This is a genomic window from Asanoa sp. WMMD1127, from assembly GCF_029626225.1.
GTDB lineage: Bacteria > Actinomycetota > Actinomycetes > Mycobacteriales > Micromonosporaceae > Asanoa.
In genome coordinates, this window is sequence record NZ_JARUBP010000001.1 from 7,706,595 (window position 1) to 7,728,417 (window position 21,823).

21 protein-coding genes and 1 tRNA gene are annotated in these 21,823 nt (G+C 72.1%); 7 read left to right on the forward strand and 15 right to left on the reverse strand.

Annotated features, from left to right (window positions below; translation table 11 throughout):
* Nucleotides 1-52: 52 nt before the first annotated feature.
* Nucleotides 53-598, reverse strand: a complete 546-nt coding sequence (locus O7635_RS36875; RefSeq protein WP_278085113.1) for a GNAT family N-acetyltransferase — start codon at nucleotides 596-598, stop codon at nucleotides 53-55.
* A gap of 268 nt (nucleotides 599-866) precedes the next feature.
* Between O7635_RS36875 and O7635_RS36880 the strand changes: the two genes are divergently transcribed.
* The gene (locus O7635_RS36880; protein ID WP_278085114.1) at nucleotides 867-1,175 is read left to right on the forward strand and encodes a hypothetical protein; all 309 of its coding nucleotides are present in this window, start codon (nucleotides 867-869) and stop codon (nucleotides 1,173-1,175) included.
* A gap of 39 nt (nucleotides 1,176-1,214) precedes the next feature.
* Here the strand turns inward: O7635_RS36880 and O7635_RS36885 are convergent, their stop codons facing one another.
* From O7635_RS36885 to O7635_RS36905, 5 genes are all read right to left on the reverse strand, one after another.
* Nucleotides 1,215-1,817 carry a superoxide dismutase gene (locus O7635_RS36885; protein WP_278085115.1) on the reverse strand — a complete coding sequence of 201 codons (603 nt, stop codon included), beginning with the start codon at nucleotides 1,815-1,817 and terminating at the stop codon, nucleotides 1,215-1,217.
* Nucleotides 1,818-1,907: 90 nt separating this feature from the next.
* On the reverse strand, nucleotides 1,908-2,735 hold the full coding sequence (locus O7635_RS36890; RefSeq protein ID WP_278085116.1) for a DJ-1/PfpI family protein: 828 nt from the start codon (nucleotides 2,733-2,735) through the stop codon (nucleotides 1,908-1,910).
* 15 nt (nucleotides 2,736-2,750) lie between these two features.
* On the reverse strand, nucleotides 2,751-3,542 hold the full coding sequence (locus O7635_RS36895) for an ABC transporter ATP-binding protein (RefSeq protein ID WP_278085117.1): 792 nt from the start codon (nucleotides 3,540-3,542) through the stop codon (nucleotides 2,751-2,753).
* Entirely contained in the window at nucleotides 3,539-4,627 is a 1,089-nt protein-coding gene (locus O7635_RS36900; RefSeq protein WP_278085118.1) for an iron ABC transporter permease, read from the reverse strand. The genes O7635_RS36895 and O7635_RS36900 overlap by 4 nt, the downstream gene beginning before the upstream one ends.
* A complete protein-coding gene (locus O7635_RS36905; RefSeq protein ID WP_278085119.1) occupies nucleotides 4,605-5,711 on the reverse strand; it encodes an ABC transporter substrate-binding protein in 1,107 nt (368 codons plus the stop codon). Before O7635_RS36905 ends, O7635_RS36900 begins: the two co-directional genes overlap by 23 nt.
* 251 nt (nucleotides 5,712-5,962) lie before the next feature.
* Here O7635_RS36905 and O7635_RS36910 point away from each other — a divergent pair, with 251 nt between their 5' ends.
* A complete protein-coding gene (locus O7635_RS36910) occupies nucleotides 5,963-6,691 on the forward strand; it encodes a YcnI family protein (protein WP_278085120.1) in 729 nt (242 codons plus the stop codon).
* A 52-nt stretch (nucleotides 6,692-6,743) separates the two neighbouring features.
* Here the strand turns inward: O7635_RS36910 and O7635_RS36915 are convergent, their stop codons facing one another.
* The 3 genes from O7635_RS36915 to O7635_RS36925 form a co-directional block, all read right to left on the reverse strand.
* Nucleotides 6,744-8,228, reverse strand: a complete 1,485-nt coding sequence (locus O7635_RS36915; protein WP_278085121.1) for a PepSY domain-containing protein — start codon at nucleotides 8,226-8,228, stop codon at nucleotides 6,744-6,746.
* Between the two features lie 83 nt (nucleotides 8,229-8,311).
* Complete coding sequence (locus O7635_RS36920; protein ID WP_278085672.1) at nucleotides 8,312-10,255, reverse strand: cytochrome c oxidase assembly protein; 1,944 nt, start codon at nucleotides 10,253-10,255, stop codon at nucleotides 8,312-8,314.
* 53 nt (nucleotides 10,256-10,308) lie between these two features.
* Nucleotides 10,309-10,857, reverse strand: coding sequence for a copper resistance CopC family protein (locus O7635_RS36925; protein ID WP_278085122.1), 549 nt, complete (start codon nucleotides 10,855-10,857; stop codon nucleotides 10,309-10,311).
* Nucleotides 10,858-10,989: 132 nt separating this feature from the next.
* Between O7635_RS36925 and O7635_RS36930 the strand changes: the two genes are divergently transcribed.
* On the forward strand, nucleotides 10,990-11,343 hold the full coding sequence (locus O7635_RS36930; protein ID WP_278085123.1) for a hypothetical protein: 354 nt from the start codon (nucleotides 10,990-10,992) through the stop codon (nucleotides 11,341-11,343).
* 3 nt (nucleotides 11,344-11,346) lie between these two features.
* On the opposite strand, the gene O7635_RS36935 is transcribed toward O7635_RS36930, so the two are convergent.
* Together O7635_RS36935 and O7635_RS36940 are read right to left on the reverse strand one after the other, a co-directional pair.
* On the reverse strand, nucleotides 11,347-11,718 hold the full coding sequence (locus tag O7635_RS36935; protein WP_278085124.1) for a hypothetical protein: 372 nt from the start codon (nucleotides 11,716-11,718) through the stop codon (nucleotides 11,347-11,349).
* A gap of 99 nt (nucleotides 11,719-11,817) precedes the next feature.
* Nucleotides 11,818-12,414, reverse strand: a complete 597-nt coding sequence (locus O7635_RS36940; RefSeq protein WP_278085125.1) for a sigma-70 family RNA polymerase sigma factor — start codon at nucleotides 12,412-12,414, stop codon at nucleotides 11,818-11,820.
* Nucleotides 12,415-12,481: 67 nt separating this feature from the next.
* Between O7635_RS36940 and O7635_RS36945 the strand changes: the two genes are divergently transcribed.
* A complete protein-coding gene (locus tag O7635_RS36945) occupies nucleotides 12,482-13,213 on the forward strand; it encodes a zf-HC2 domain-containing protein (protein ID WP_278085126.1) in 732 nt (243 codons plus the stop codon).
* An 8-nt stretch (nucleotides 13,214-13,221) separates the two neighbouring features.
* Here O7635_RS36945 and O7635_RS36950 read toward each other — a convergent pair whose 3' ends face one another.
* Nucleotides 13,222-13,815 (reverse strand): copper resistance protein CopC, encoded by a 594-nt coding sequence (locus tag O7635_RS36950; RefSeq protein ID WP_278085127.1) that lies wholly within the window; start codon nucleotides 13,813-13,815, stop codon nucleotides 13,222-13,224.
* A 132-nt stretch (nucleotides 13,816-13,947) separates the two neighbouring features.
* Here O7635_RS36950 and O7635_RS36955 point away from each other — a divergent pair, with 132 nt between their 5' ends.
* The 3 genes from O7635_RS36955 (at nucleotide 13,948) to O7635_RS36965 (ending at nucleotide 16,022) form a co-directional block, all read left to right on the forward strand.
* Nucleotides 13,948-14,502 (forward strand): copper chaperone PCu(A)C, encoded by a 555-nt coding sequence (locus tag O7635_RS36955; RefSeq protein ID WP_278085128.1) that lies wholly within the window; start codon nucleotides 13,948-13,950, stop codon nucleotides 14,500-14,502.
* Nucleotides 14,499-15,740: a Dyp-type peroxidase gene (locus tag O7635_RS36960; RefSeq protein ID WP_278085673.1), complete on the forward strand. Its 1,242-nt coding sequence runs from the start codon at nucleotides 14,499-14,501 to the stop codon at nucleotides 15,738-15,740. Before O7635_RS36955 ends, O7635_RS36960 begins: the two co-directional genes overlap by 4 nt.
* Nucleotides 15,741-15,854: 114 nt before the next feature.
* Entirely contained in the window at nucleotides 15,855-16,022 is a 168-nt protein-coding gene (locus O7635_RS36965) for a hypothetical protein (RefSeq protein ID WP_278085129.1), read from the forward strand.
* 454 nt (nucleotides 16,023-16,476) lie between these two features.
* Here the strand turns inward: O7635_RS36965 and O7635_RS36970 are convergent.
* From O7635_RS36970 to O7635_RS36980, 3 genes are all read right to left on the reverse strand, one after another.
* Nucleotides 16,477-16,550 (reverse strand) — tRNA-Ile (locus tag O7635_RS36970).
* A 459-nt stretch (nucleotides 16,551-17,009) separates the two neighbouring features.
* Nucleotides 17,010-21,086, reverse strand: coding sequence for a DUF87 domain-containing protein (locus O7635_RS36975; RefSeq protein WP_278085130.1), 4,077 nt, complete (start codon nucleotides 21,084-21,086; stop codon nucleotides 17,010-17,012).
* A 7-nt stretch (nucleotides 21,087-21,093) separates the two neighbouring features.
* Complete coding sequence (locus O7635_RS36980) at nucleotides 21,094-21,822, reverse strand: hypothetical protein (protein WP_278085131.1); 729 nt, start codon at nucleotides 21,820-21,822, stop codon at nucleotides 21,094-21,096.
* Nucleotide 21,823 lies beyond the last annotated feature (1 nt).

Here is a 21,823-nt window from a genome sequence, read left to right on the forward strand (position 1 = left end):
GCTGGGACACGTCGAATCACTGCGATCTCCGGAACTCGAGGGGTCGTGACATTCACTGGGCCGCCGGCCCGGGTGCCCAGGTGAGCAGCACGACCGGTTGGCCGTCCGTGTCGAACTCGACCTGTTCGCACCAGCCGGCCCGGCGGTAGAGGTGGCGGGCGTCGCTGTCCCGGTGGGTGATCAGCCACGCCCTTGGCGCGTCCGCGACGTACGCGGTCAGCAGTCGGCTGGCGATGCCACGGCGGCGGTGGGTCGAAGCGACCATCAACTCCCCGACGATCCGGGCCGGAGCCGACAACGAGCCCAGGGTCTCGGGCGTGACGGCGGTGACCAGCGCGGCGTCGAGCGGGTTGTCCGGCCGAAGCGCCTCGGGCGCCGCCCAGCCGTAGACGGCCCCGACTATCGCCTCACCGTCGAAGGCGAGCAGGCCACCTGCGCCGCGATAGCTGAGCTGGCGGCGCAACTGCGCGGGGAACTGGGCCAGCTTGGCCTCCGGTTCCGACCACGGCGGCCCGGCGAAAGACTGGCGGTAGATGCCTTCCAGCGCCGGCGTGTGGTCGAGCAAGGTCCGGGCGCCGACATGGCGTACATCGATCACCCTGAGCCTCCCCGCCTCGCCGTACTGTTGCATCATCCTGGTTGTTGCAAACTTTTGGCAATAACGCGATAGTGAACGGCGTGGAACGACCCGGTCGGACTGGCGTGCCGCTCACACCGATCGCCTTCCTCAGGGGGCCTGCCGCAGCGGCGGGTGCGGGTCGTTCCACCTCGACTGCCGTGCCGGTGGACTCCGCGGCACGGTTGGGCGGCGCCCACTGCGATGGTCCTCAACCTTTGTGGGCGCCGCCGGTTCCACCGGAGCCGGCTTGACCGGCCGGGTGGTGGCGGTGGAGGCCGTCCCCGCTGCGAGGTTCCTCGGGCTGGTCGACGAGCTCGAAACCCTCTACGGCGCGGTCTTCACCCGGCCACCCTGGAACGAGACCGCCGACACGGTCCGCGCGTTCGTCGCCCGTCTGCCCGCCGACACCGCCCGGCCCGGCTTCACCGCCGCCGTGATGCGCAACCGGGCCGGCGCGCTCACCGGGTTCGCGTACGGCTGCACGACGCCAGGCCGGAGGTGTGGTGGTCTTCGCCAACCCGAGCCTGACGGCCTGAGCCTCGACGGCCGGCCGTAGCGGGACGGTGGGTGGCGGCCCACCGCCCCGCCACGGAGATCAGGCGGTCTTCGCCGCGGCGTACCGGGCGGCCACGTCCTGCCAGTTGACGACCTCCCACATCGCCTTGACGAAGTCCGGGCGGACGTTGCGGTACTGCAGGTAGTACGCGTGCTCCCAGGCGTCGAAGGCCAGCAGCGGCACCGAGGTCTGCGCGACGTTGCCGTGGTGGTCGTAGACCTGCTCGACGATCAGCCGCTTCGACAGCGGCTCGTAGGACAGCACGCCCCAACCCGAGCCCTGCACGAGTGTGGTCGCCGCGGACAGCTGGCCGTGGAAGCCCTCGAACGAGCCGAAGAACTCGTCGATCGCCTCGCCCAGCTCACCGTCGGGCCGGTCGCCGCCCTCCGGGCTCATGTTCGCCCAGTACAGCGAGTGCAGCACGTGGCCGGACAGGTTGAAGGCGAGGGTCTTCTCCAGACCCACGATGCTCGCGAAGTTGCCGGCGTCCCGGGCTTCCTCGATCCGTTCGAGGGCGTCGTTGGCGCCCTTCACGTACGCCGCGTGGTGCTTGTCGTGGTGCAGCTCCAGGATCTGCCCATTGATGTGCGGCTCCAACGCCGCGTAGTCGTAGGGCAGGTCCGGCAGGGTGTAGACGGCCATGGTGGGTGCGGTCCTCCTCGCGATTGATCGCCACTGCTGCAACTCTGTCGCTGTTGCCAACAATGTGCAACAACCGCGCGGGTGCGGTCGTCAGTCCACGTCGAGGAACCGTGCCGGCGCGGCCGCGAACTGCTCCTGGCACCGCGCGCCGCAGAACGACGAGCTGATGCCGTCGTGCTCGAGGGTGAGCGGGGTGTCGGGTGCGACCGGCATCCCGCACACCGGGCACACCGGACGGTCAGGTGAGCCCGTCGGGTGCTCGGCGTACCGGCTGTTGCTGTCGGGGTGCATCCAGCCCGTGCCCTGGTACTCGAGCATGTCGGCGGTCTGCCGCGCGACGGATCGCCCGAAGTAGCGTTCGACGATCCGCAGGGCGAGGTCGGTGCCGGAGGTGAGTCCGCCGGCGGTGGCGATCGTGCCGTCCTCGACGTAGCGGAGCCCTCGAGCGACGGTGACGTGTGGGAAGGTCGCGCGGAGTGCGCGGTAGCTGCCGTGGTGGGCGGTGGCGGTCCTGCCGTCGAGGAGGCCGGCCTGGCCGAGGACGAAGCAGCCGTTGCAGACCGACATGGTCACCGCGGTGTCGTGATGGACACGCCGCAGCCAGGCGAGCGCCTCCGGGGCCAGCTTCTCGGTGTCCATGGCGGGGACGACCACGATGTCCGGAGCGGGAGCGCTGTCGAGATCGTGACCGGGCACCAGGACCATGCCCGCGGAGATACGGACGGGCTCGGTCGTGGCCGCCACCGTGTAGAGGGTGAACGGGTGGCGTCCGTCGGCGAGGTGGGCGTAGGCGAAGACGCCCCAAGGTCCGGCGAAGTCGACGAGCTCGGCATCGGGCGAGATGAGGAAGGCGACGGTGATGTCACCCGTCGCGGGCGGGTCCAGGGGTGCGGTGAGTCGGGCATCGGGGACGGGCATGACGCGTGCTCCTTGTCAGACATCCGCAGGCGAGGGACAGACCGCGGTCGGCGCGAATACCAGGTGTGGCCGGCCGGTGATGGGATGGGCGGTCACGGCCGCGTGCACGCCGAAGACGTCGGCCAGCCGTTCGGGGGAGAGCACGGCCACGGGTTCGCCGGCGGCGACGACCCGACCGTGGTCCAGCAGGACGACGGCGTCGCAGTAGGCCATCGCGTGGTCGAGGTCGTGCAGCGCGGCCACGGTGGTGAGCCCGAGCCCGCGGATGAGGTCGAGCAGTTCCAGCTGTGCGCCGATGTCGAGGTGGTTGGTCGGCTCGTCCAGGAGGAGCACCGGGGCGTCCTGGGCCAGCGCGCGGGCGAGCAGGACGCGCTGGCGTTCGCCGCCGGAGAGGGTAGCGAACCGCCGGTTCTCGGCCCACTCGATGCCGACCCGGCCCAGGGCCGCGTCCACGATGGAGCGGTCGGTCGCGCTTTCCCGCTCGAGCAGGCGCTGGTGGGGAATCCGGCCCATGGCCACGATGTCCCGTACGCTGTAATCGTTGTCGAGCTCCTGATCCTGCGCGACCACCGCCCGCAGCTGACCGGCTCGGCGCGCCGGGACATGCCAGACGTCGTGATCGCCGATGAGCACCGCCCCTTGGCGCGGGCGGATGACCCGGTAGAGACAGCGCAGCAGCGTGCTCTTGCCCGACCCGTTGGGCCCGACCAGACCGGTCATGGAGCCGGCCCCGGCGCTCAGCGTCACCCCGTCCAGAATGGGTACGCCGTCGATGGTCACCGAGACGGCGTCCGCGGCGACCTTCACCGCACCGCACCTGACTGGCTGCGCAGCAGCCACAGGAAGAACGGGGCGCCGAGCGCGGCGGTGAAGATGCCGATCGGCATGTCGTTGGGCCGGTCCAGGGTCCGGGACAGCAGGTCGACCAGGATCAGGAAGACCGCGCCGAGCAGCAGCGACACCGGCACGACCCGCCGATGGTCCGGACCGACCAGCAGACGAACCGCGTGCGGCACCAGCAGCCCCACGAAACCGATCCCGCCGGCCACACTGACGATCGTCGCGGTCAGCAACGACGCGGCGGCGAGCAGGCCGAGCCGCAGCCGGTTCACATCGATTCCCAGCCCTGCGGCCGAGGTCTCCCCCATCGTCAGCGCGTTCAGTCTGCGGCCGTCGGCCACAAGCCAGAGCAGGCACAAGGACAACGCCGCGGCCGGTGCCGGCAGGTCGTTCCAGGACGCCCCGGCGACCGAGCCGAGCAGCCAGAACATGATTCCTCGCAGCTCGGTCGGGTTGGCCTGCAACTGGATGTAGCTGGTCACCGCGGCCCCCAGGTAGCCGACCGCGACACCGGCCAGGATCAGCCGTCCGGGAGCGACCCGGCCCGCACGCTGCGCCAGCCCCACGACCATCGCCACGCCGGCCAGCGCCCCGACGAACGCCGCACCCGCCACGCCCAGCCCGGCGGTCGCGGCCGACGCGAAGGTCAGTGCCACGACCGCACCGACCGACGCGCCGGAGGAGATGCCGAGCAGGTACGGATCGGCGAGCGGGTTACGGACCAACGCCTGCAGGCACACCCCGGCGATGCTCAGACCGGCGCCGCTCACCCCCGCCAGCAGCACCCGGGGCGTGCGGAAGTCCCACACGATCTGGTCGTAGAGGAGGCTGCGTTCGGCGTCCCCCGGGGTGAGATGAGCCCACGTCACCGCGACCACGTCACCAAGAGGCACCGGAACCGTGCCGACGGCGACCGCGACCGCCGCGGCCACCACGACCGCGCCGGACAGCAGCGCGATCAGCACCGGAAAGGCCCGACCGGGTACGAGATGGGCGCGCGCCGTGGCCGGGCTGGTGTTCCGCGTCCGCTCAGCCGGCGGCGTGGACGGCATCACTGATCCGCTTGACCGCGACTGCGTTCAACGGCCCGAGATAGAAGCTGTCGGACACCGACGTGTAGGTCTTCGTCTTCGCCGCCGGCCACTGCGGGAACTGCGTGAACAGCTGCTCGGCGTACTTCTTGGCGTCGTCGTCCGGCTGGTAGAGGCCGATCACCAGGACGTCGACGTCCGCGGCGGCGAGGGCTTCGACGTTGATCGCGGCGAGTTCCTGGTCGCTGCGCCCGCCGAACGCGTTGACGCCGCCGGCCCGGTTGACGATGTCGTCGAAGATCCCGCCGCCGAACACCGTCGGCACCTTGAGCCCCATCGCCGCCGACATGCCCGGATAGACCACCAGCACCCGCTTGCGCTCACCGGCCGCCGACGGCAGCGCGGCCAGCGACGCGCGCGTCTCCCGCACGACCTCCGCCGCCCGGCCCTGGACATCGAAGATCGACCCGAGCTGGGTCAGCAGGTCGAACGACGACTCGATCGACCGCTTCGCGTACGTCGTCACGTCCTGCGGCCGCGGCGAGGTGGCGCCGTTGGCGCAGTTGGACGGCGTCACGAAGCTGTTGATGCCGGCCTTGGCCAACTCGTCCCGGGTGATCGAACCGATCTTGTCGTCGAACCCACCTGCCCAGGTCGACATCACCAGATCCGGGGACTGCGCCAGCACCTGCTCGCGGGGCACCTCGAAGCTCTGGTTGAGCTTCATCCCGCCGGTCGGGATGGCATCGATCCTGGCCACCATGTCCGGATCGTCGGACACGCCGTACCGCTGGCTGTTCGCCACGATCCGATCCTGCACACCAAGCGCGATCATGGACTCGACCTCGGCCACCGATGCCCCGTTGAGCAGCACGACCCGGCGCGGCGCCTGCGTGAAGGTGACCTCGCGGCCGCAGTTGTCGATCGTCAACGGATATGTGGTCCGCGGGCCGTCGGCCGCGGACGCGCCCGCCGACCTCGCCGGCGCGTCCGGCACCCGCGTCCCCGAACAGGCGCCGACCGCGAGCACGACGCAGGCGGCCAGCAAGGCACGGAAATAGCGGAGATCGGAACTGCGGGTAACCAGGTTGCCGGTTCGTGCCATCGCAGGGCTCGCCCTTTCGGCAGTTGGTCCACATCGGAGACTCCCGAGGCGGGCGCCGGGCGTCCGCGCCCCGCGGGGCACATCCGTACGTCCGACATCGAAATAGTCGCCACCGCGCCCGTGCTGGTTCCCGCGCACCGTTCCGCACATCTGGGTGTGGACGTCGTGGAACTCGAGAGCCCGCGTGGACGACTACTTCATCGACGAGTTCGTGGTTGCCGGCGCTGGCCGGCTTTCGACAGGAGTGGGCAATGCGAGCAAGGCAAATGGCGGCGGGGCTCGGCATCGCCGCCCTGGTCGGACTGGCCGGCGCGATCGGGTTCGGCGTCGGGCCGGCGTCGGCGCACGTGACGGTGAACGCGCAGGGCGCGACGCAGGGCGGCTACGCGAAGCTCGCGTTCCGGGTGCCCAACGAGCGCGACAACGCCTCGACGGTGAAGGTGGAGGTGAACATTCCTCCGGAGACGGCGATCGCGTCGGTGTCGACGCGGCCGACGCCCGGTTGGACGGCCACGACGGAGAAGTCGAAGCTGGCGACGCCGTTGAAGGCCCACGGCGAGGAGATCACCGAGGCGATCACGAAGATCACGTGGACGGCGACGGCCGGCAGCGAGGTCAAGCCGGGCGAGTTCCAGGAGTTCGAGGTTTCGGCCGGGCCGTTGCCCGAGGTCGACCAGATCGTGTTCAAGGCGCTGCAGACCTACTCGAACAACGAGATCGTCCGGTGGATCGACGAGCCGACCGGTGGCGAGGAGGCGGAGCACCCCGCGCCGGTGCTCAAGCTGGCCAAGGCGGGTGCCGCCGAGGGAGCGGCCGCTTCGCCGGCGGCCAACGCGAACGTCAACCTGGCCTCGTCCGCCGGGGACGGCGACGACTCCTCCGCCGGGAGCGTCGCGGGTGTCGCCGGTCTGGTTCTCGCGCTGGCCGCCCTGATCTTCGCCGTCCTGGCCTGGCGGCGGTCCGGCAGTCGCCCCAGCTGAGCCGTGTGCCGGCCGCCGCATCGATCGACGGCGGCCGGCACCCGTCAGCGGGTCAGGGTTGCGTCGGCGCCGGCGAGGTCGGTATCGCTCGGCGGGTGCGTCCGCGGCGCACGGCACCGATGATCAGGTCGACGACCAGGAACGCCGCGAGGCTGATGCCCAGCATCGGCAGCGCCCAGCCGACCGCGGCGGCGATCAGCAGGATCACGACGGCGACGACGGGGTGAGTCTGCCGCCAGGCTCCGCGGGCCGGTGGTGTGCCGAGCGGTGCGGTCCGGTCGGCGCGGGTGGGTCGGCGTTGCCACCACATCCGGTAGCCCCACACGATCACGCACAGCAGGCCCAGCGCGAGGGCGGCGAGCAGGAGCTGGTTGACCAGCCCGAACAGGTATCCCATGTGGAGGGACACACCCCAGCTCGACAGCTTCTGCATCAGGGGCCATTCCGCGAAGTAGGTCCTGGCGACGACCGTGCCCGCGGCCGGGTCGACCGCGGCGCTGTCCTGCCGCATCGGAAACTTCATGTCGTTCTGCGCCACCACCCACGCGGCGCCGGGCTCGGCCGGCGGGGTGACCTGGATCGGACCGGTCAGGCCCGCTTCCCGCGCGACGATCGTGACCCGGTCCACGTCGGTAATGGTGACGTCGCCACCAGAGGGTGCGGCATCCCCGTGGTGGCCGCCTCCGGAATCGCCACCGCCCGTGGACCCACCCGGCAGGCCGGTGTCCAGCGTCGGTCGCGGTCCACCCCAGGCTTCCTGCACGATGTCGAAGCTCGCGCCGGCGTAGCGGGACCAGGTCAGACCGGTGGCGGACAGCAGGAGCAGGCCGATGACCAGCCACACGCCGGTGGCGGCGTGCCAGCCGCGGGTTCGCCGGACGCCTTTCTTCGCGGTGAGGTCCGGCAGGACGGTGCGGCGCAGTTTCCGGCGGCCCGTCCATTGGCGGCGCAGCCACAGGAACAGCCCGCCGAGGGCGACCAGCCAGAGCCAGCTCGCGGCCAGCTCGGAGTAATGCCGGCCGACGACGCCGAGATGCAGGTTGCGATGCATGTCGTCGAGCCAGGTCTGCAGCGGCGTGGAGCCGAACCACGTGGTCAGCGTGCCGCGCACCTCGTTGGTGTACGGGCTGACGTACACCGTGTGCTGCTTCTCCCCCAGCTCGGGAAGGTTGAACACCACCTTGGTGGTGTCGGTCGCCGTCACCGGCGGGATCACGGTGGCCAGGTCGCCGGCGGGGTGCGCCTCGCGGGCGGCGGTCACCTGCTCGGCCAGCGGTCGGGCGGTCCCGGTCGGATCCACGCGCAGCTCGTGGGCGTAGACGACCTGGTCGAGCTGAGGGCTGAACACGAATGCCAGGCCCGTCAGCGCGGCCACCACAAGGAAGGGCGCGATCAGGATCCCGGCGTAGAAGTGCAGGCGAAGCACCAGCGGGCCGATGGTGCGCTGGCGTTTGGCCGCGGCGGCGCCGGCGCGGCCCGGATCGGTCGCCGAGGACTTCGGCGTGCCCGGTTCGGTGAGCTCGGTTGTCGTGGACAAGGGGCCTCCAAGGTGGCGTGGCGCCGGCTGGCGCGCCACCGTGTTGGTCGGCGGCGGAGCCCGTTCAGTTCCCGCCATCTATGTCATGGCCCCGAGGGCCGGCTGCGCTCCTCGTCGGCGACCTTCGCCAACCAGGCGTTGTAGGCGTCGTGGGCGTCGGGAACGCCGCCGGCCTCGGCGCGGTCGGCGGCCCGGTCGAGTCGTCGCTGTTCCCGTGTGTCGGCGCGGATCCACTGCCGGAAGACCGCGCCCACCACCAGCACGGTCGGCAGCTCCCCGAACGACCAGGCGATGCCGCCCGCCACGTACTGGTCGTCGGCCGGGGTCGGCCCCCAGTCGCGGGGCAGCGCGGTGAACCAGTCCCCCGCCAGCAGATCGCTGGCCTGCATGATCGCGAGGCCGAGGAAGCCGTGCAGCACCATCGAGATCAGCACGAGAACCATCCGCACGAGTGGGGACGGCCGGGCACGCGGCGCCGGGTCGATGCCGACCACGACCCAGAAGAACAGGTATCCCGCCAACAGGAAGTGGGCGACCATCAGCAGGTGCGCCGCGTGGGAGCGCAGGGCGAGGGCGAACAGGTCGGTGAAGTAGAACGCGTACATGCTCACGACGTAGACGCCGAGCGCCACGAGCGGTTGGGTGAGCAGCCGCGCGGGACGGGAGTGCACGGCCGCGAGCAGCCATTCCCGCGGGCCGGGCCAGGTCGGGTCGGTGGTGGCCGGCACCGCCCGAAGCGCCAGCGTGACCGGTGCGCCGAGCACCAGCAGCACCGGGGCGACCATCGCGAGCAGCAGATGCTCGACCATGTGCACCGAGAACAGCACGGGCGCGTAGCGGGCGGCGCCGCTGCACGTGGCGACCGCGATCACCGCACAGCCGGCCACGAACGCGGCGGTCCGGCCCGCGGGCCACGCATCACCGCGGCGGGACAGCCTGCGCACCCCGGCCAGGTAGGCGCCGGCCAGCGCGACGACGGCCGCCAACAGGAGCGGGTCGACCAGCCACCGGCTCGCCAGGTTCCCGATCGACAGCGCGGGCGGCATCGCGAAGCCCAGCAGGGACGTCGCCAGGTCCTCCGACTCGGCCGCCACCGGGGCCGGCGTCCGGGAGAGTGCGACGGCGACGCCGAGCGCGGCGGCGAACACGAGCAACTCGACGGCGGCGATCCGGACGAAGGCCCGCCGGTCGCCGGCGCGCAGCCGGGGCAGCGTCGCCCGGCGGTGCTGCCAACCGGCCCACCCGGCGAACGCGAACAGCGCGACCTTGATCAGGACGAACTGCCCGTACCAGGTGGTGAGCAGGTCACCCCAGGACGGCAGCCGGACGGCGGCCGACAGCACCCCCGAGACGCCGACCGCCACCAGACACCACCCGGCCAGCGCGGAGAACCGCCCGACCGCTCGCGCCAGGTCGCTGGTGCCGGCCCGGGCCACGATCACCAAGGCGAACAGGCCACCCACCCAGAGCGTCACGGGTACGACGTGCAGGAGCTGGCTGGAGACGGCCAGCTGGTGGTTGTCGGCGGATGCCGCGTGGCCGGTGAACACCGCCGGAGTCACCGCCACCAATGCCAGCACGAGGGCGGACAGCGCCCCACCCGGTCGCAGCGCGAGCGAGCAGGCCAGGAACACCGCCACCGCCAGCATCGCCGAGACGGCCAGGGCGCGACCGAGGTCGACCGACCCGATGAACGTGAGGATCGACGTGCCCGAAACGGTGTCGCCGACGGGCCGCCCGAGCAGGTCCGAGATGGTAAGGCAGAGCAGGGCGGCCGACGAGACGGCCCAGCCCAGGGCCGGCCACCGCGCGGCCCGCACCTGGCGGTAGGCGAGCGGGCTGAGCAGGCGTTCGCGTCGTGGCGCCAGCACGGTGGCGCCCAGCAGCAGGCCCACCGTGGCGGCGGCGAACGCCTGCGTGCCCAGGCGGGCGGCCGGGAGCATCCATTCCGTGAACGGGCCGGGGTACGGCAGCCCCGGCAGGATCCGGTCGTCGACGCCGCCGCCGGATCCCAGCAGGACGACCATGGTCGCGACGGCGACACCCAGCCCGCCGACGGCGACCGGCCATCGACGGACCGTCACCGCGCTCGGGCCCGGCGGTGGCGGACCGCCCACCCGCCGGCGATCGCCAGCGCGGCCGCCGCCCCAGCGCCGAGGATCGCCGAGGTCGGCCGGCGTGACTCGGTCTCGGCCGGTGGCGGAGCAGCGATCGGCGCACCCGGCGAGGCCGCCGCGGTGGCCGGGCCGACCGAGAAGGTGAGCGCGCCCTGCACCGGGTGACCATCCGGAGAAACCACGCGGTACGCGACCGTGTAACCACCGTCGGGCAGATCCCCTTCGAGGTCGAGGGTGGCGGACGTGCCGGACACGGTCGGTTGCCTGGCCGGCATCGGCTCACGGTGGCCGTCGGTGACGACGATCTGCGTGTAGCGCTGGTCGAGGCGCTGGGCGAACGTGAGCACCACCTGTCTGGGCGGCGCGGCCAGTCGAGCGCCGTCAGCTGGGGCCGAGGCGGTGAGCTCGTTGTGCGCCCAGGCCGGAGCGGCGGGCGCGAGCACCCCCACGGCGAGCAGGAGGAGGCCGCCGACCAGGGCGGCGATACGGGCAGGACGGTACGACGCGGGCATGGATGACGACTTCCGTTGACGATTCCTCTCCTACTAGTCGTCGTAGTCGTCCGGGTGGTTCCCGTGATTCCTGGAACCAACTGACCTCCACGGACGACTGATCACCCGGAGCGTCCGCGCGGAGGGATTGTGATGGAACTACCGAACCTCGCCGAGTACCGGCAGCACCGCGACGTCGCGCAGGCCGAGTTCGAGGGTGTGCCCGTGCCCGGCCTGTCGGCGACGTTCTACCGGCGGTCGGTCGGAGACCGATGCGCCACCGTCGGTCACTACACCTACCGCGGTAGGGATCTGCTGATGGCGTGGGGGTTCGTCGACGAGACGCACTGCCGGTTCTCGTCGGTCGTCGCGGCCGACGGTGGCTGGCAGCCGCCCACGCCTGGTTGCCCGGACGTGACGCTGCGGCGAGCCGACGGCGACGGTGGGCCGGTGGTCGGGCTCACCGTCCGCGGCGCCGACGGGCGTTGGGTCGGCGCGGTGAAGTAGCGGTCAACCGCTCTCGGCGACGCGGTCGGCGACGACAGCACGGGACGCACGGCGCACCGACCACAGGGAGAAGGCGGTCAGGGCCAGCGCGACGAGCATCGCGGTCAGATGCAGCGCCGGGCTGTCGATCGGGCTGAAGCCGATGATCGCGACCGGGATCTGCACGACGGCGACCAGCGCGACGAGCAGGCCACGGCGGGCGGCGCCCCAGAAGTAGGCGGTCCACACCGGGGCGGTCACGATCAGGAGCGTCAGCCCGTCGAGGACGGCATGCAGGAACGCGTTGTGGACGTTGTTGTGCGCGAACGCTTGAGCTGGGCTGGCGATCAGCAGAACGGCGGTGACGAGTGCGGCGATGGCGGCGGCGCGACGCATGGCGGACCTCCCACGGTGACCATGTCGACACCGTGGGTGCCAACGCTATGGGCCGAACCGCGACAGGAGAACCAGGCTGGCGGCATGTGCGAATCGCGGTCAGCTCGTCGGCCGCAACCGCTCCCGTCCGCCGGCGGTCATCGCGTCGACGAGATCCTCGCGCGCGCGGGCGACCCGGGAGCGGATGGTGCCGACCGGGCAGCCGCAGACCTCCGCCGCCTCGGCATAGCTGAGCCCCGCGATCTGGGTGGCCACGAACGCTTCTCGCCGGTCGTCACTCAACGCTCGCACGAGGGTGTTGAGCGCCACGCCGACTTCGAAGCCCGCCGGCCGGTCGCGCGATGCGGCGGCCTCCGCCGCGATCCGCCAGTCCTGGGTGGGCGCGACCCGAGGTCGCCTGGTGATCGACCGGACGTGGTCGACGCAGACCCGGCGGGCGATGGCCAGCAGCCACGTCGTGGCCGACGACCGGGCGTCGAAGGACGGCAGGGACCGCATCGCCCGAAGGTAGGTCTCCTGGGTCAGGTCGTCGACGTCGCCCGCGTCCGAGAGGTGCGCCACGAACCGCCGCACCGTGTGCTGGGTCGCCTCCACGAAGGCGGCCGCGGCGGCGCGATCGCCCGCGCCGGCGGCCAGAGCGCGTTCCGTGATCGGATCGACGGGCTCCGCGTCGGGCTCCGCGTCGGGCTCAGGCATGGGGATCAGGCTAGCGTCCGGCGGAGCACTCGGGAACCGGCGGGGCACGCCGGGCGACTATCAGGGTGTGGGATGCGAGCGTTATCGCGAGGCTCTCTCCGCAGGTCTCGACGGGGAAGCGCCACCCGACGACGCCCAGAACATCGATCAGCATCTGTATGATTGCCCATCTTGCCGGTCGTGGCTGGACGCCGCCGCGGCGGTGACCCGAGTCGCTCGCACCTCCGCCGTGCGCGCGCCTGGCAGCGGCACGCCGATTCCGGTGGTCGGGCCGCCGACCCTCCGGCGTTTCCGGCTGCCCTGGCTGCTCCGCGCCGCATTGGCCGGCGTCGGATTCGTGCAGTTCCTGCTGGGCGCGGCCCAGACGGCCGGCATCGGGCAGGCCGGGCACCTGGACCACGTCGGCGTCCCCGGCTCGGGGCACCTGTGGCACGAGTCCGCCGCGTGGAACCTCGCGCTCGGTGCGGGGTTCCTGTTCGTGGCCGTCCGCCGGACGCGCCCAGCGGGCCTGCTTCCGTTGCTGACGACGTTCGTCGCGGTGCTGGCGTTGCTGTCGCTCGGCGACATCGCCGACGGCAGGGTCGACGCCGGCCGGCTGGCCAGCCACGCGTTTCTCGTGGCGGGTTACATCCTGACGGTCGCGCTGTCCCGGCCGGCGATGGACCCGGATCGGCCGCCGACCGGTCGAGGTCGCGGATGGCGTGTGCCGAGCACAGGCGGAGAGGCGTTCTCGGCGGCGCCGGCGACCGATCGAGGGTTGGCGGTCACCGCCCAAGTCCGCGACGAACCCGCCGCCTGAACCCGGCTTCAGGCAGCCGTCCGGCGCCGGCGCCACCATGCCAGCCCGCCGGCGAAAACGATGACCGCGGCCACCACGGCGATGATCCAACCGAGCGGCGAGGAGCCGTCGTCGGACGCGGTGCGGGACACGGGCACCGGAGACGCCGCCGTGGGCTCGACTGCCGCAGGAGTCGGTGTCGGGGCGGCGGACGTCACGCTCGGGCTCGGGCTCGTCGCCGCAGGCGGAGCGGCCCTGTTGGTGAAGGTGTAGGTCCCCTGGATGGGATGGCCGTCGGACGACACCGTGCGCCAACGCACCGTGATCACGCCCACGGGGAGCGGGCGCACCGCCTGGGTGATCGTGCGATCGACCGCCGTGGCCGCGCCCTCGCTGTAGGAGAGCTTGTCCGCCCCGGACACCACCACCGTGCTCCCGGCCTTCTTGATCAACCCGCTGAACTTCAGCGTCAGCTCCGTGACCGGCTCGCGCACGGTGGCCTTGGCCGCGGGCGTCGACCCCGTCAGCTTGGTGTGCGCGAACGCCGGCGACGCGGGCAACAACGCCGTTGTCGCAGCGACGACGGCGGCAGCCACGACGGCGAGTGAACGGGCACGGAACATGTGGATGCCTCCTCGGGTGACGCTCCACACGGTATCCCCAGTCGATGGAAGCAGACAGCCCGGAACTTCCGCCGCCCCACTGGCGACCAACTCTCTGACACACCGATGAGCGACGACCGGAGGATCCACGGCATGAGCATTTCCACGACGGCGCGCGGCCTCGCGCTGGCGGCGACCGCGGCGTTCGCGTTGCTCGCGGGAGCCTGTGGTTCCGCGGCCGAGCCGGCAAGCACCAGCACTCCCCCGCCGCCGTCCGCCTCGGTCCCGGCCGACCCGATCGCGGTGCGCGACATGTGGGTCAAGACGGCCGACAAAGGCATGACGGCCGCGTTCGGCACCCTGCTCAACACCGGCGGCAGTGACATCCGGATCGTGAAGGCGACCTCCACCGCCTCGCCGATGATGGAGCTGCACGAGGTCGCCGAGGTCGACGGCAAGATGGAGATGCGCCCCAAGGAGGGCGGCTTCGAGATCCCGGCCGGCGGCAGCCACGAGCTCAAGCCCGGCGGCGACCACCTGATGATGATGGACGTCAAGGCGCCCGTGAAGGCCGGCGACGAGGTCACCTTCACCCTCACCCTCGACAGCGGCACGACCTTCGAGTTCACCGCGGTGGCCAAGGACTTCGCCGGCGGCAACGAGAGCTACAACCCGGGCGCCAGTGCCAGCCCGATGACCATGGGCTGATGGGTACGCCGGACCGGCCGCTGTCCCGGCGGCGCCTCCTCGGCGGCGGCGCCCTCGCCGTCGGCGGTGGCGTCGTCGGCGCCGGCCTCACCGCCGGGGCGCACGCCTTCGCGGCCACCGACCCGCCACCGGCCACGCCACCTCCCCCGCAGGCCCAGGCACTGGGGACACAGACCGTTCCCTTCTACGGAGCCCACCAGGCGGGCATCGACACCCCGGCCCAGGCGCACGCCGCGTTCGTCGCCTTCGACCTGGTCGCCGGCGTCGACCGCGCCGCCTTGGCGCGGATGATGCGGCTGCTCACCGACGACGCCGCGCGCCTGACCCAGGGCCGCCCCGCGCTCGCCGACACCGAACCCGAACTCGCCGTCGTTCCCGCCCGGCTGACCGTCACCTTCGGCTTCGGCCCGAAGTTCTTCGCCGCGGCCGGCCTCGAGGCTCAGCGCCCGCGCTCGTTGGCGCCGCTGCCCGCGTTCACCATCGACAAGCTCCAACCACAGTGGACCGGCGGCGACTTCCTCATCCAGATCTGCGCCGACGACCCGCTGACGGTCACCCACACGCAGCGCATGCTGATCAAGGACACCCGCGCCTTCGGCCGCGTCCGCTGGACGCAGCGCGGTTTCCGCCGGGGACGCGGCATGCAGGACGACGGAGTGACCCAACGCACCGTCATGGGCCAACTGGACGGCACCCGCAACCCTCCGCTGGGCTCACCCATCTTCGACGGCGCCGTGTGGGTCGACAGTGGACCGCGCTGGTTGCGCGGCGGCACCACCCTGGTCGTCCGGCGGATCCGCGCCGAGCTCGAGACCTGGGACGCCGCCGATCCGACGGCCAAGGAGTTCGCGGTCGGCCGGCGCCTGTCCAACGGGGCGCCACTGAGCGGCGTGGACGAGCACGACGAACCCGACCTCACCAAGACCAACGAACTCGGCTTCACCGTCATCTCCGAGTCGGCCCACATCGCCCGCGCGCACGTCGAGTCCGACCGGCAGCGCATCTTCCGCCGCCCCTACAACTACGACGACGCACCCGGACCGGACGGCACTTCCAACGCCGGGCTCATCTTCGCCGCCTACCAACGGGACATCGGCAGCCAGTTCATCCCCATCCAACGGAACCTGGCCGACAACGACCTCCTCAACGACTGGATCACGCCCATCGGCTCGGCCGTCTTCGCCGTCCCACCGGGCTGCCGGGAAGGCGAATGGGTCGGCCAGTCACTCCTGAGCTGAGTCCGGGTCCGGCCAGAAACGCCCGGCTGATCTCGCGATCGCGCGGTGATCGGTCGCCACGAGTGGGCACACGGTGCCGGGTCGTCAGCCCGACCGTGCTGCCGCAGGGCACACGTGGTCGACAGCCGGGAGGTGGGGCGGGGCGGCCGCGGCGGGCTGCCCCGCCGCTCCGGCGGAACGTTCGCGGTCATCGACGGGAACCGGACGGCCACGATCCACGACTACCACTTCATGAACCCGCTCGGTGGCGTCGTGCTCGAAGAGGTCCCGGTGTCGGGGTGACGACCGTCTCCTTCACCAGAGTCACCTGCAGGTTCGGTCGCCGAACGGCAATCGACGAGGTAGACCTCACCGTGGCCGCGGGTGAGCACCTCGCCCTGACAGGTGCGAACGGTTCGGGCAACGGCTGGACGAGCTGGCCGGCAACGACAGAGCCGGTCGGTCCGGTTTGATTCGGCGGGCGATCGACGAGTTTCTGGCCAGACACACACCCGACGCTGCTTGATCGGGTAAACCTTTGCCAGCCACGTTCGGGTATCGATCGAGGCCGGGCGGACCTCAAAAGCACGATGCCGGCAGGCGGGCTAGATCCAACGCGAGCGTTGGGTCTAGCCCGGGCCCACGCGGACCGCGCCCACCACACCGTGGGGCCTCCGGGGGTCGCCCCCGGAACAGGAATGACACATCCCTGCCCAGATCCTGACCGCGCAGCGAACAGGATCTGGGCAGGGATGTGTGGGGCCGGCGGGGCTCGAACCCGCGACCGAGGGATTATGAGTCCCCTGCTCTAACCGGCTGAGCTACGGCCCCGTGCCGGCGGGACCGGCGCCGGGATCGTATCCCGTCTGTGCTAGTTGCGACCACCGCGGGTGGATGCGACCCGCCGCCCGGGTCCGCCGCACCCCACGGCGGTCACGCCGCTCGGCGCCGCGCCCCCGTCGGGCCCTCAGGCCAGCCGGGACGCGCCGTACGCATTGTCATGCTCATCATCTGAAGACGCCTCCCTCGCGAAAAAGCGCATGCGGAATCGCGCCGTGCCGGAACGGCACGAGCGAAAAGAAAACGAAAACGAAAAAGCCGCCTGTGCCCGGTCGGGATAGGCGGCGTCTGCGCTGGTCAGCGCTAGATTCGACACCTATCCAGGGCGCCCTGGCACGCGCTCACCACGGTGTGCGCCGCGAGCCACTTCATGACGTCGTCCTGTCGTTGTCGGATGCTTGTCGGTTGCGTCAATAACGGTAGATCGTCTGCGCAAGTCCCGGCAATTATTTATTCGTCGTCATCGGCGTCGACGCCGGCTCGGGCGCGCTCGATGACCTCTTCCGCGGTGAGCGGGCTGGCCGGGTGGTAGCTCAGGCACAGCGGCGCCCGCAGCTTGACGAAGCCGGCGCCGTCGGCGGCGGCGTAGAAGTGGCCGGGGCGCAGGCGCGCCACGTCGGAGATGTCGCTGCCCTTGGCCCGCGCCATCTCCTTGGCCGCGTCGATCTGGGTCGGGCTGTTGAGCAGGCCGAACAGCTGCGTCGCGGCGTTGCCGGGGATCCGGTTGTGCAGACCCTTCGGCGCCTGGGTGGCGAACACCAGGCCGAGGCCGTACTTGCGGGCCTGCGACGCCAGCGCCAGCGTGCTCTGCGTGCAGGCGGTCATCGCGCCGGACGGGGCCAGGGTCTGCGCCTCGTCCATGACGAACAGGCCGCCGAGCGGGCGGTCGCCGGCCGGGTTGCTCTTGATCCAGGCGAAGAGGGCGAGTTGGAGCTGGTTGACGAAGCTCTGCCGCTGGCTGTCGTCGGGCAGGCCGACGAAGCTGATCACCGAGATCCGGGCGCGGTACCCGTGCGCCGGCCGCAGCAGCTCGCCCGGGTCGAGCGGGGCGCCGTCGCCGCCGAACAGCGGGTCCGTGACCATGTTGGCCCGCAACAGCTGCCCGATCTCGTTGGCGATCCGGGGCGCGTTGTCGAGCTGGCTGGCGTGCTCGGGGAACTGGGTCAGGAACAGCACGAAACCGCGAAGATCGGTGCCACCACCCCGGGCGTACGCCGTGAGCGCCTCCCGCAGCACCGCATGACCGATCCGCGCCTTGGTCGTCGAACCGTCCACATTGGCGCGTGGCGCGAGCGACGCCACGGCCGCGTCGATGCCGGCGGCGAACGCGTCCGGGTCGTCGGCGATGGCGGAGAAGTCGGGCAGTGGCCGGAAGCTCAGCGGCCGCCCCGCCGCCCGGCGCGGGGTCCAGACGACGACGTCGGTGTAGCGGTGGTACGCCGCTGCCCGCGCCGTCTCCGCCGCGTCCCAGTGCGCCGGCGGCTCGGGCCACGGGTCACCGAGCCGCGCGAGGTCGTTGTTGGGATCCAGCACGATCGACGACACGCCCCGCAGCGCGCACTCCTCGACCAGCCGCCGGATCAACACGGTCTTGCCCGACCCCGACCCCGCGAAGATCGCCGCATGCCGCCGCAACGCCGCCAACCCGACCGGCACGGCCCGACCGTCCTGCACCGCGTGCCCGAGCGTCACGGACCCAGGATCACGCTCCGCAGGGGGTACGCCGCCCGCGCGCCCCGGCCCGATCGGCAGCACCTCGGCGACGTGGCCGCCCGCCTCGACCGAACCGACCTCGGGCGCCGACGCACCCCAGCGTTCTTGGGCCCGGGCACCGGCGCCCGCCACGGGGGCGTCGGCAGTGGCGGCGCCGCTGTCGTGACCGGACCGGTCGCTCGCATCGAGCGCCTCCGAAGGGCCGCCGTGACCCGTTCCGCCACTCGGACCCACCGGATCGGCTCCACCGGCGCCGCCGGCCAAGCCACTGACGCCGGCAGCATCGGCAGGCCGGCCGACGCTCGCCAAACCACGGATGCCCGCAGCATCGGCAGGCCCATCGACGCTGGCCAACCCACGGATGCCCGCAGCATCGGCAGGCCCACCGACGCTGGCCAACCCACGGACGCCCCCAGGAGCCGCGGAGCGGCCGAGCTGATCGGTGCCATCCGCGTCGCCACCCCCGCCCGCGCCGGCAGCGTCACCCTGGCCCCCCGCGCCGGCAGCACCCGCGGCGCCGGCCGGATCGTCGGGCCCACTCGGGCCGACAACACTGAGCAGGCCACGACGGCGGGCCACGCCACCAGGGCTACCGCCGCCGTCGTCACCGCCACGCCCGCTTGTTCCAGCCGCGTCAGCACGCCCGCCGGTGCCGGCGACGCTGGTAAGGCCCCCACGGCGCGCCGCGCCCGCGGGACCTCGGCTGCTGGCCTCACCGCCACCGCCAGTGGCGGCGGCTGCACGCTCGCCGCTGCCGGCTCCGTCGCCACGCCGGCTCGCATCAGCCGCGCCGGCAGGGCCGCCATGGCCAGCCGCCCCGGCAACGCCCCCTTGCGCGGCCGCGCCAACACGGCCACCATGGCCGGACGCCCCAGCAACGCCCCCTTGCGCGGCCGCGCCAGCAAACCCGCCCGCGCCGCCGGCAAGTTCGCTGGCGCCGGCCACGCCGACGTCGGTGGCAGCGGCGATGTCGGCCCCCGCCGCAGCGGAGCCGGCGTCCGAAAGGGCGGCCTGGAGGAAGGAGATCTCCTCCGTCGGCCGACGGACGGCGAACCACGCGCGCAAGCCTTCGAAGCCGCGCTCCCGGATCAGCTGCCGCAGCGCCAGCAGCGCGGTCACGTCGCTGGTCGGGAAGGGCAGCGTCTGCCCGCCGGCCCGGGTGAACGTCTCGATCACCTCGGTCGTGCGGGCACCGCCGGACCACGCATCATTGCGCAGGAAGAAGAGCTTGCGCTTGGCCACGCCTTCGGTCAGGCCGGCGGCCGTGCTGGCGTTGCGGATCCGGTTGAGGGCCGCCACCGGGTGCCGGGCGTGGATCGCGCGGAAGGCCCAGTGTTCCTCGTCCTCCGTGTGTTCGGCGAGGCTGTGCCGCAGCCGCGCGTGCAGCGCCGGCTTGTTGCCCGGCTCCGGGTCCAGCCCGTAGAGTTCGCCGGACGCCCCCCGCTCCCCGATCCACGCGGTCAGCCCGGCCGACAGCAACGACGGCACCACCGCGTCCTCGGTCGAGGGGTCCAGGGCCGGCCCGGGGTCGGCCGCCGCGCGTAGCGCCGCGTAGCGGGCGTCGATCTCGGCCAGCTCACCGGCCGCGGGCGGGTCGCCGCCGTCGAGCACCGGGCCGGTGGAGACCGCGTCGCGGACCAACCGCGCCATCTCGCGCACGGTGTCGTCGCGCAGGCAGGCGCGTACGTGCGTGTCGATGGTCCGCAGCAGCTCCCGCGGCGTGAACTGGACCGCCTCCACGAACGCCGACGCGCGCACCGGCCAGGTGTCGTAGGGCGGGGTGAAGCCCTGGTCCGCGAACGGCGCCGCGAACCGGCGGGCCACCAGCTCCTTGCCGAGCTCCGCCGTGCCGATCTGGCGCAGCTGCACCGCCTCGCGGAACCGGTCCTGCACGGTGTCGGTGGCCTGCGTCTTGATCAGCGTCCACGACTCGTCGAGGCACGCGACCACCGACAGCGTGCGGCGGGTGGTCTCGCGCAACGACATCAGGCCGCCGGCGATCTGCTCCAGCAGCAGCGCGGCCCGCCACTCCAGGCGGGTGCCGCCGTCGAGCGCCTTGGCCGCCTGGTTGATCAGCAGGTCGATCTGGTCGACCGCGATCACGGTCGGGCCGGTCAGGGCGAGCAGCCGCGAGATGTCGCGGACGATCTCCTGCGCGGACCGCCGCGCCCGGCGCATGCCCCACGCCGCCCGCTGGCCCGGTTCGAGCTCGTCGTTGGAGCACAGGAACTCGTGGCCCACGTCCTGGTCGCTGGTCTTCTCGGCGGCCTCCAGCACGAGCGCCCGCATGGTGTCCTGGCAGTCCATGCCGACCTGGCGGTGGTGCTTGCGCACCAGGTCGACGAACGCGTCGAGGAACGGCCGCGTGAGCTCCGCCTCGCCGATGATCGCCCGCCGCACCGTGCGCGGCGCGCCGACGAGGTCGGCCAGCCGGCGCAGGAAGATCTTGAGTTGGCTCTCCTGCTCGGCGGTCTCCCGGTTGAGCCCCTCGATGACGGACAGCGCCGCGCTGCGCCAGAAGGCGCTGGCCTCCAGCAGGCTGATCAGGAAGAAGTAGCCGCCGCCGGCCTGCACCCGCTCGCGGACCGAGCCGAGCAGGTGGGTCTTGCCGCTCCCCCGCTGGCCGAGCACGGCGACGCCGACCGGGCTCGAGTCGCTGCTGCGGTCGGCGTCGTCGACGCCGTCGAGGATGATCCGCAACGCGTCGCGGTGCAGCCCGTCGACGTGGAACGCCGGCTGCCGCCACACGTCGTCGGGGGTGGGCGCCCAGTTGAACCGGAGCGCCTTCAGGGCCCGCCGCTCGACCTCGTCCATGCTCGTCTCACACGCCGATCGCGATCAGGTGCCTCTCCTGGTTGCCGATGCGCACGGCCGCCTCCCGTTGCGCCGCGGTAAGCGTCTTCTGGTTGGACTCCGGGATGATCCGCACGTCGGGCGCGCCGCTCAGCGCGACGAGCGCCGCGTCCACGTCGCCCCGCTCCGCGCCGGCCAGTCGGGGGCGCAGGTCCGCGAGCGACACCATCTCGCCGGCCGTCCGGGCGATCTCGGCGTACGCCTTGCGGATGCGCACGTCGATCTCGACCGATCCCGCCGCGGCCGGGGCGAAGAACTCCGCCGCCGCCATGTCGGACCGGTCCAGGAAACCGCCCAGCCGGTTCAGCACCGTGTAAAGTGCCGCGCCGCCAGCCCCGCCGCCCGCCGGTGGATCGGCCGACAGCTGCGCGATCGCCTCGGCCCAGCCGGCCTCGGTCAGCTCGAGACTGATGCCACGGCCTTCCTTGCGCACGCTGATCCACCCGCGCCGTACCAACCGTTCCCGGTATTCCTTCTTCAGGTCCAACCCGCGGTCGGCGATGCGTGCGTTGGGCAGCTCACGCGCCTCGGCCATCAGCACCACCAGCATGCAGCGCATGGCGAACGTGATCGGCTTATCGTCGGACATGCCGAGGCTCCTCACCGGAGGGGTGGCGCGGGGATCGATGGCCGATTCTGCCCAGCCGCACAACGTGGTCGCAAGGCTCGGCGGAGGGATTCCGATATCCGACACCACT

Excerpts from the sequence above, each read along its gene's own strand:
- O7635_RS36885 (WP_278085115.1), bottom strand. The coding sequence starts at position 1,817 with ATGGCCGTCTACACCCTGCCGGACCTGCCCTACGACTACGCGGCGTTG.
- O7635_RS36890 (WP_278085116.1), bottom strand. The coding sequence starts at position 2,735 with ATGCCCGTCCCCGATGCCCGACTCACCGCACCCCTGGACCCGCCCGCG.
- O7635_RS36900 (WP_278085118.1), bottom strand. The coding sequence starts at position 4,627 with ATGCCGTCCACGCCGCCGGCTGAGCGGACGCGGAACACCAGCCCGGCC.
- O7635_RS36905 (WP_278085119.1), bottom strand. The coding sequence starts at position 5,711 with ATGGCACGAACCGGCAACCTGGTTACCCGCAGTTCCGATCTCCGCTAT.
- O7635_RS36910 (WP_278085120.1), top strand. The coding sequence starts at position 5,963 with ATGCGAGCAAGGCAAATGGCGGCGGGGCTCGGCATCGCCGCCCTGGTC.
- O7635_RS36920 (WP_278085672.1), bottom strand. The coding sequence starts at position 10,255 with ATGGTCGTCCTGCTGGGATCCGGCGGCGGCGTCGACGACCGGATCCTG.
- O7635_RS36925 (WP_278085122.1), bottom strand. The coding sequence starts at position 10,857 with ATGCCCGCGTCGTACCGTCCTGCCCGTATCGCCGCCCTGGTCGGCGGC.
- O7635_RS36930 (WP_278085123.1), top strand. The coding sequence starts at position 10,990 with ATGGAACTACCGAACCTCGCCGAGTACCGGCAGCACCGCGACGTCGCG.
- O7635_RS36935 (WP_278085124.1), bottom strand. The coding sequence starts at position 11,718 with ATGCGTCGCGCCGCCGCCATCGCCGCACTCGTCACCGCCGTTCTGCTG.
- O7635_RS36940 (WP_278085125.1), bottom strand. The coding sequence starts at position 12,414 with ATGCCTGAGCCCGACGCGGAGCCCGACGCGGAGCCCGTCGATCCGATC.
- O7635_RS36950 (WP_278085127.1), bottom strand. The coding sequence starts at position 13,815 with ATGTTCCGTGCCCGTTCACTCGCCGTCGTGGCTGCCGCCGTCGTCGCT.
- O7635_RS36955 (WP_278085128.1), top strand. The coding sequence starts at position 13,948 with ATGAGCATTTCCACGACGGCGCGCGGCCTCGCGCTGGCGGCGACCGCG.
- O7635_RS36975 (WP_278085130.1), bottom strand. The coding sequence starts at position 21,086 with ATGGACGAGGTCGAGCGGCGGGCCCTGAAGGCGCTCCGGTTCAACTGG.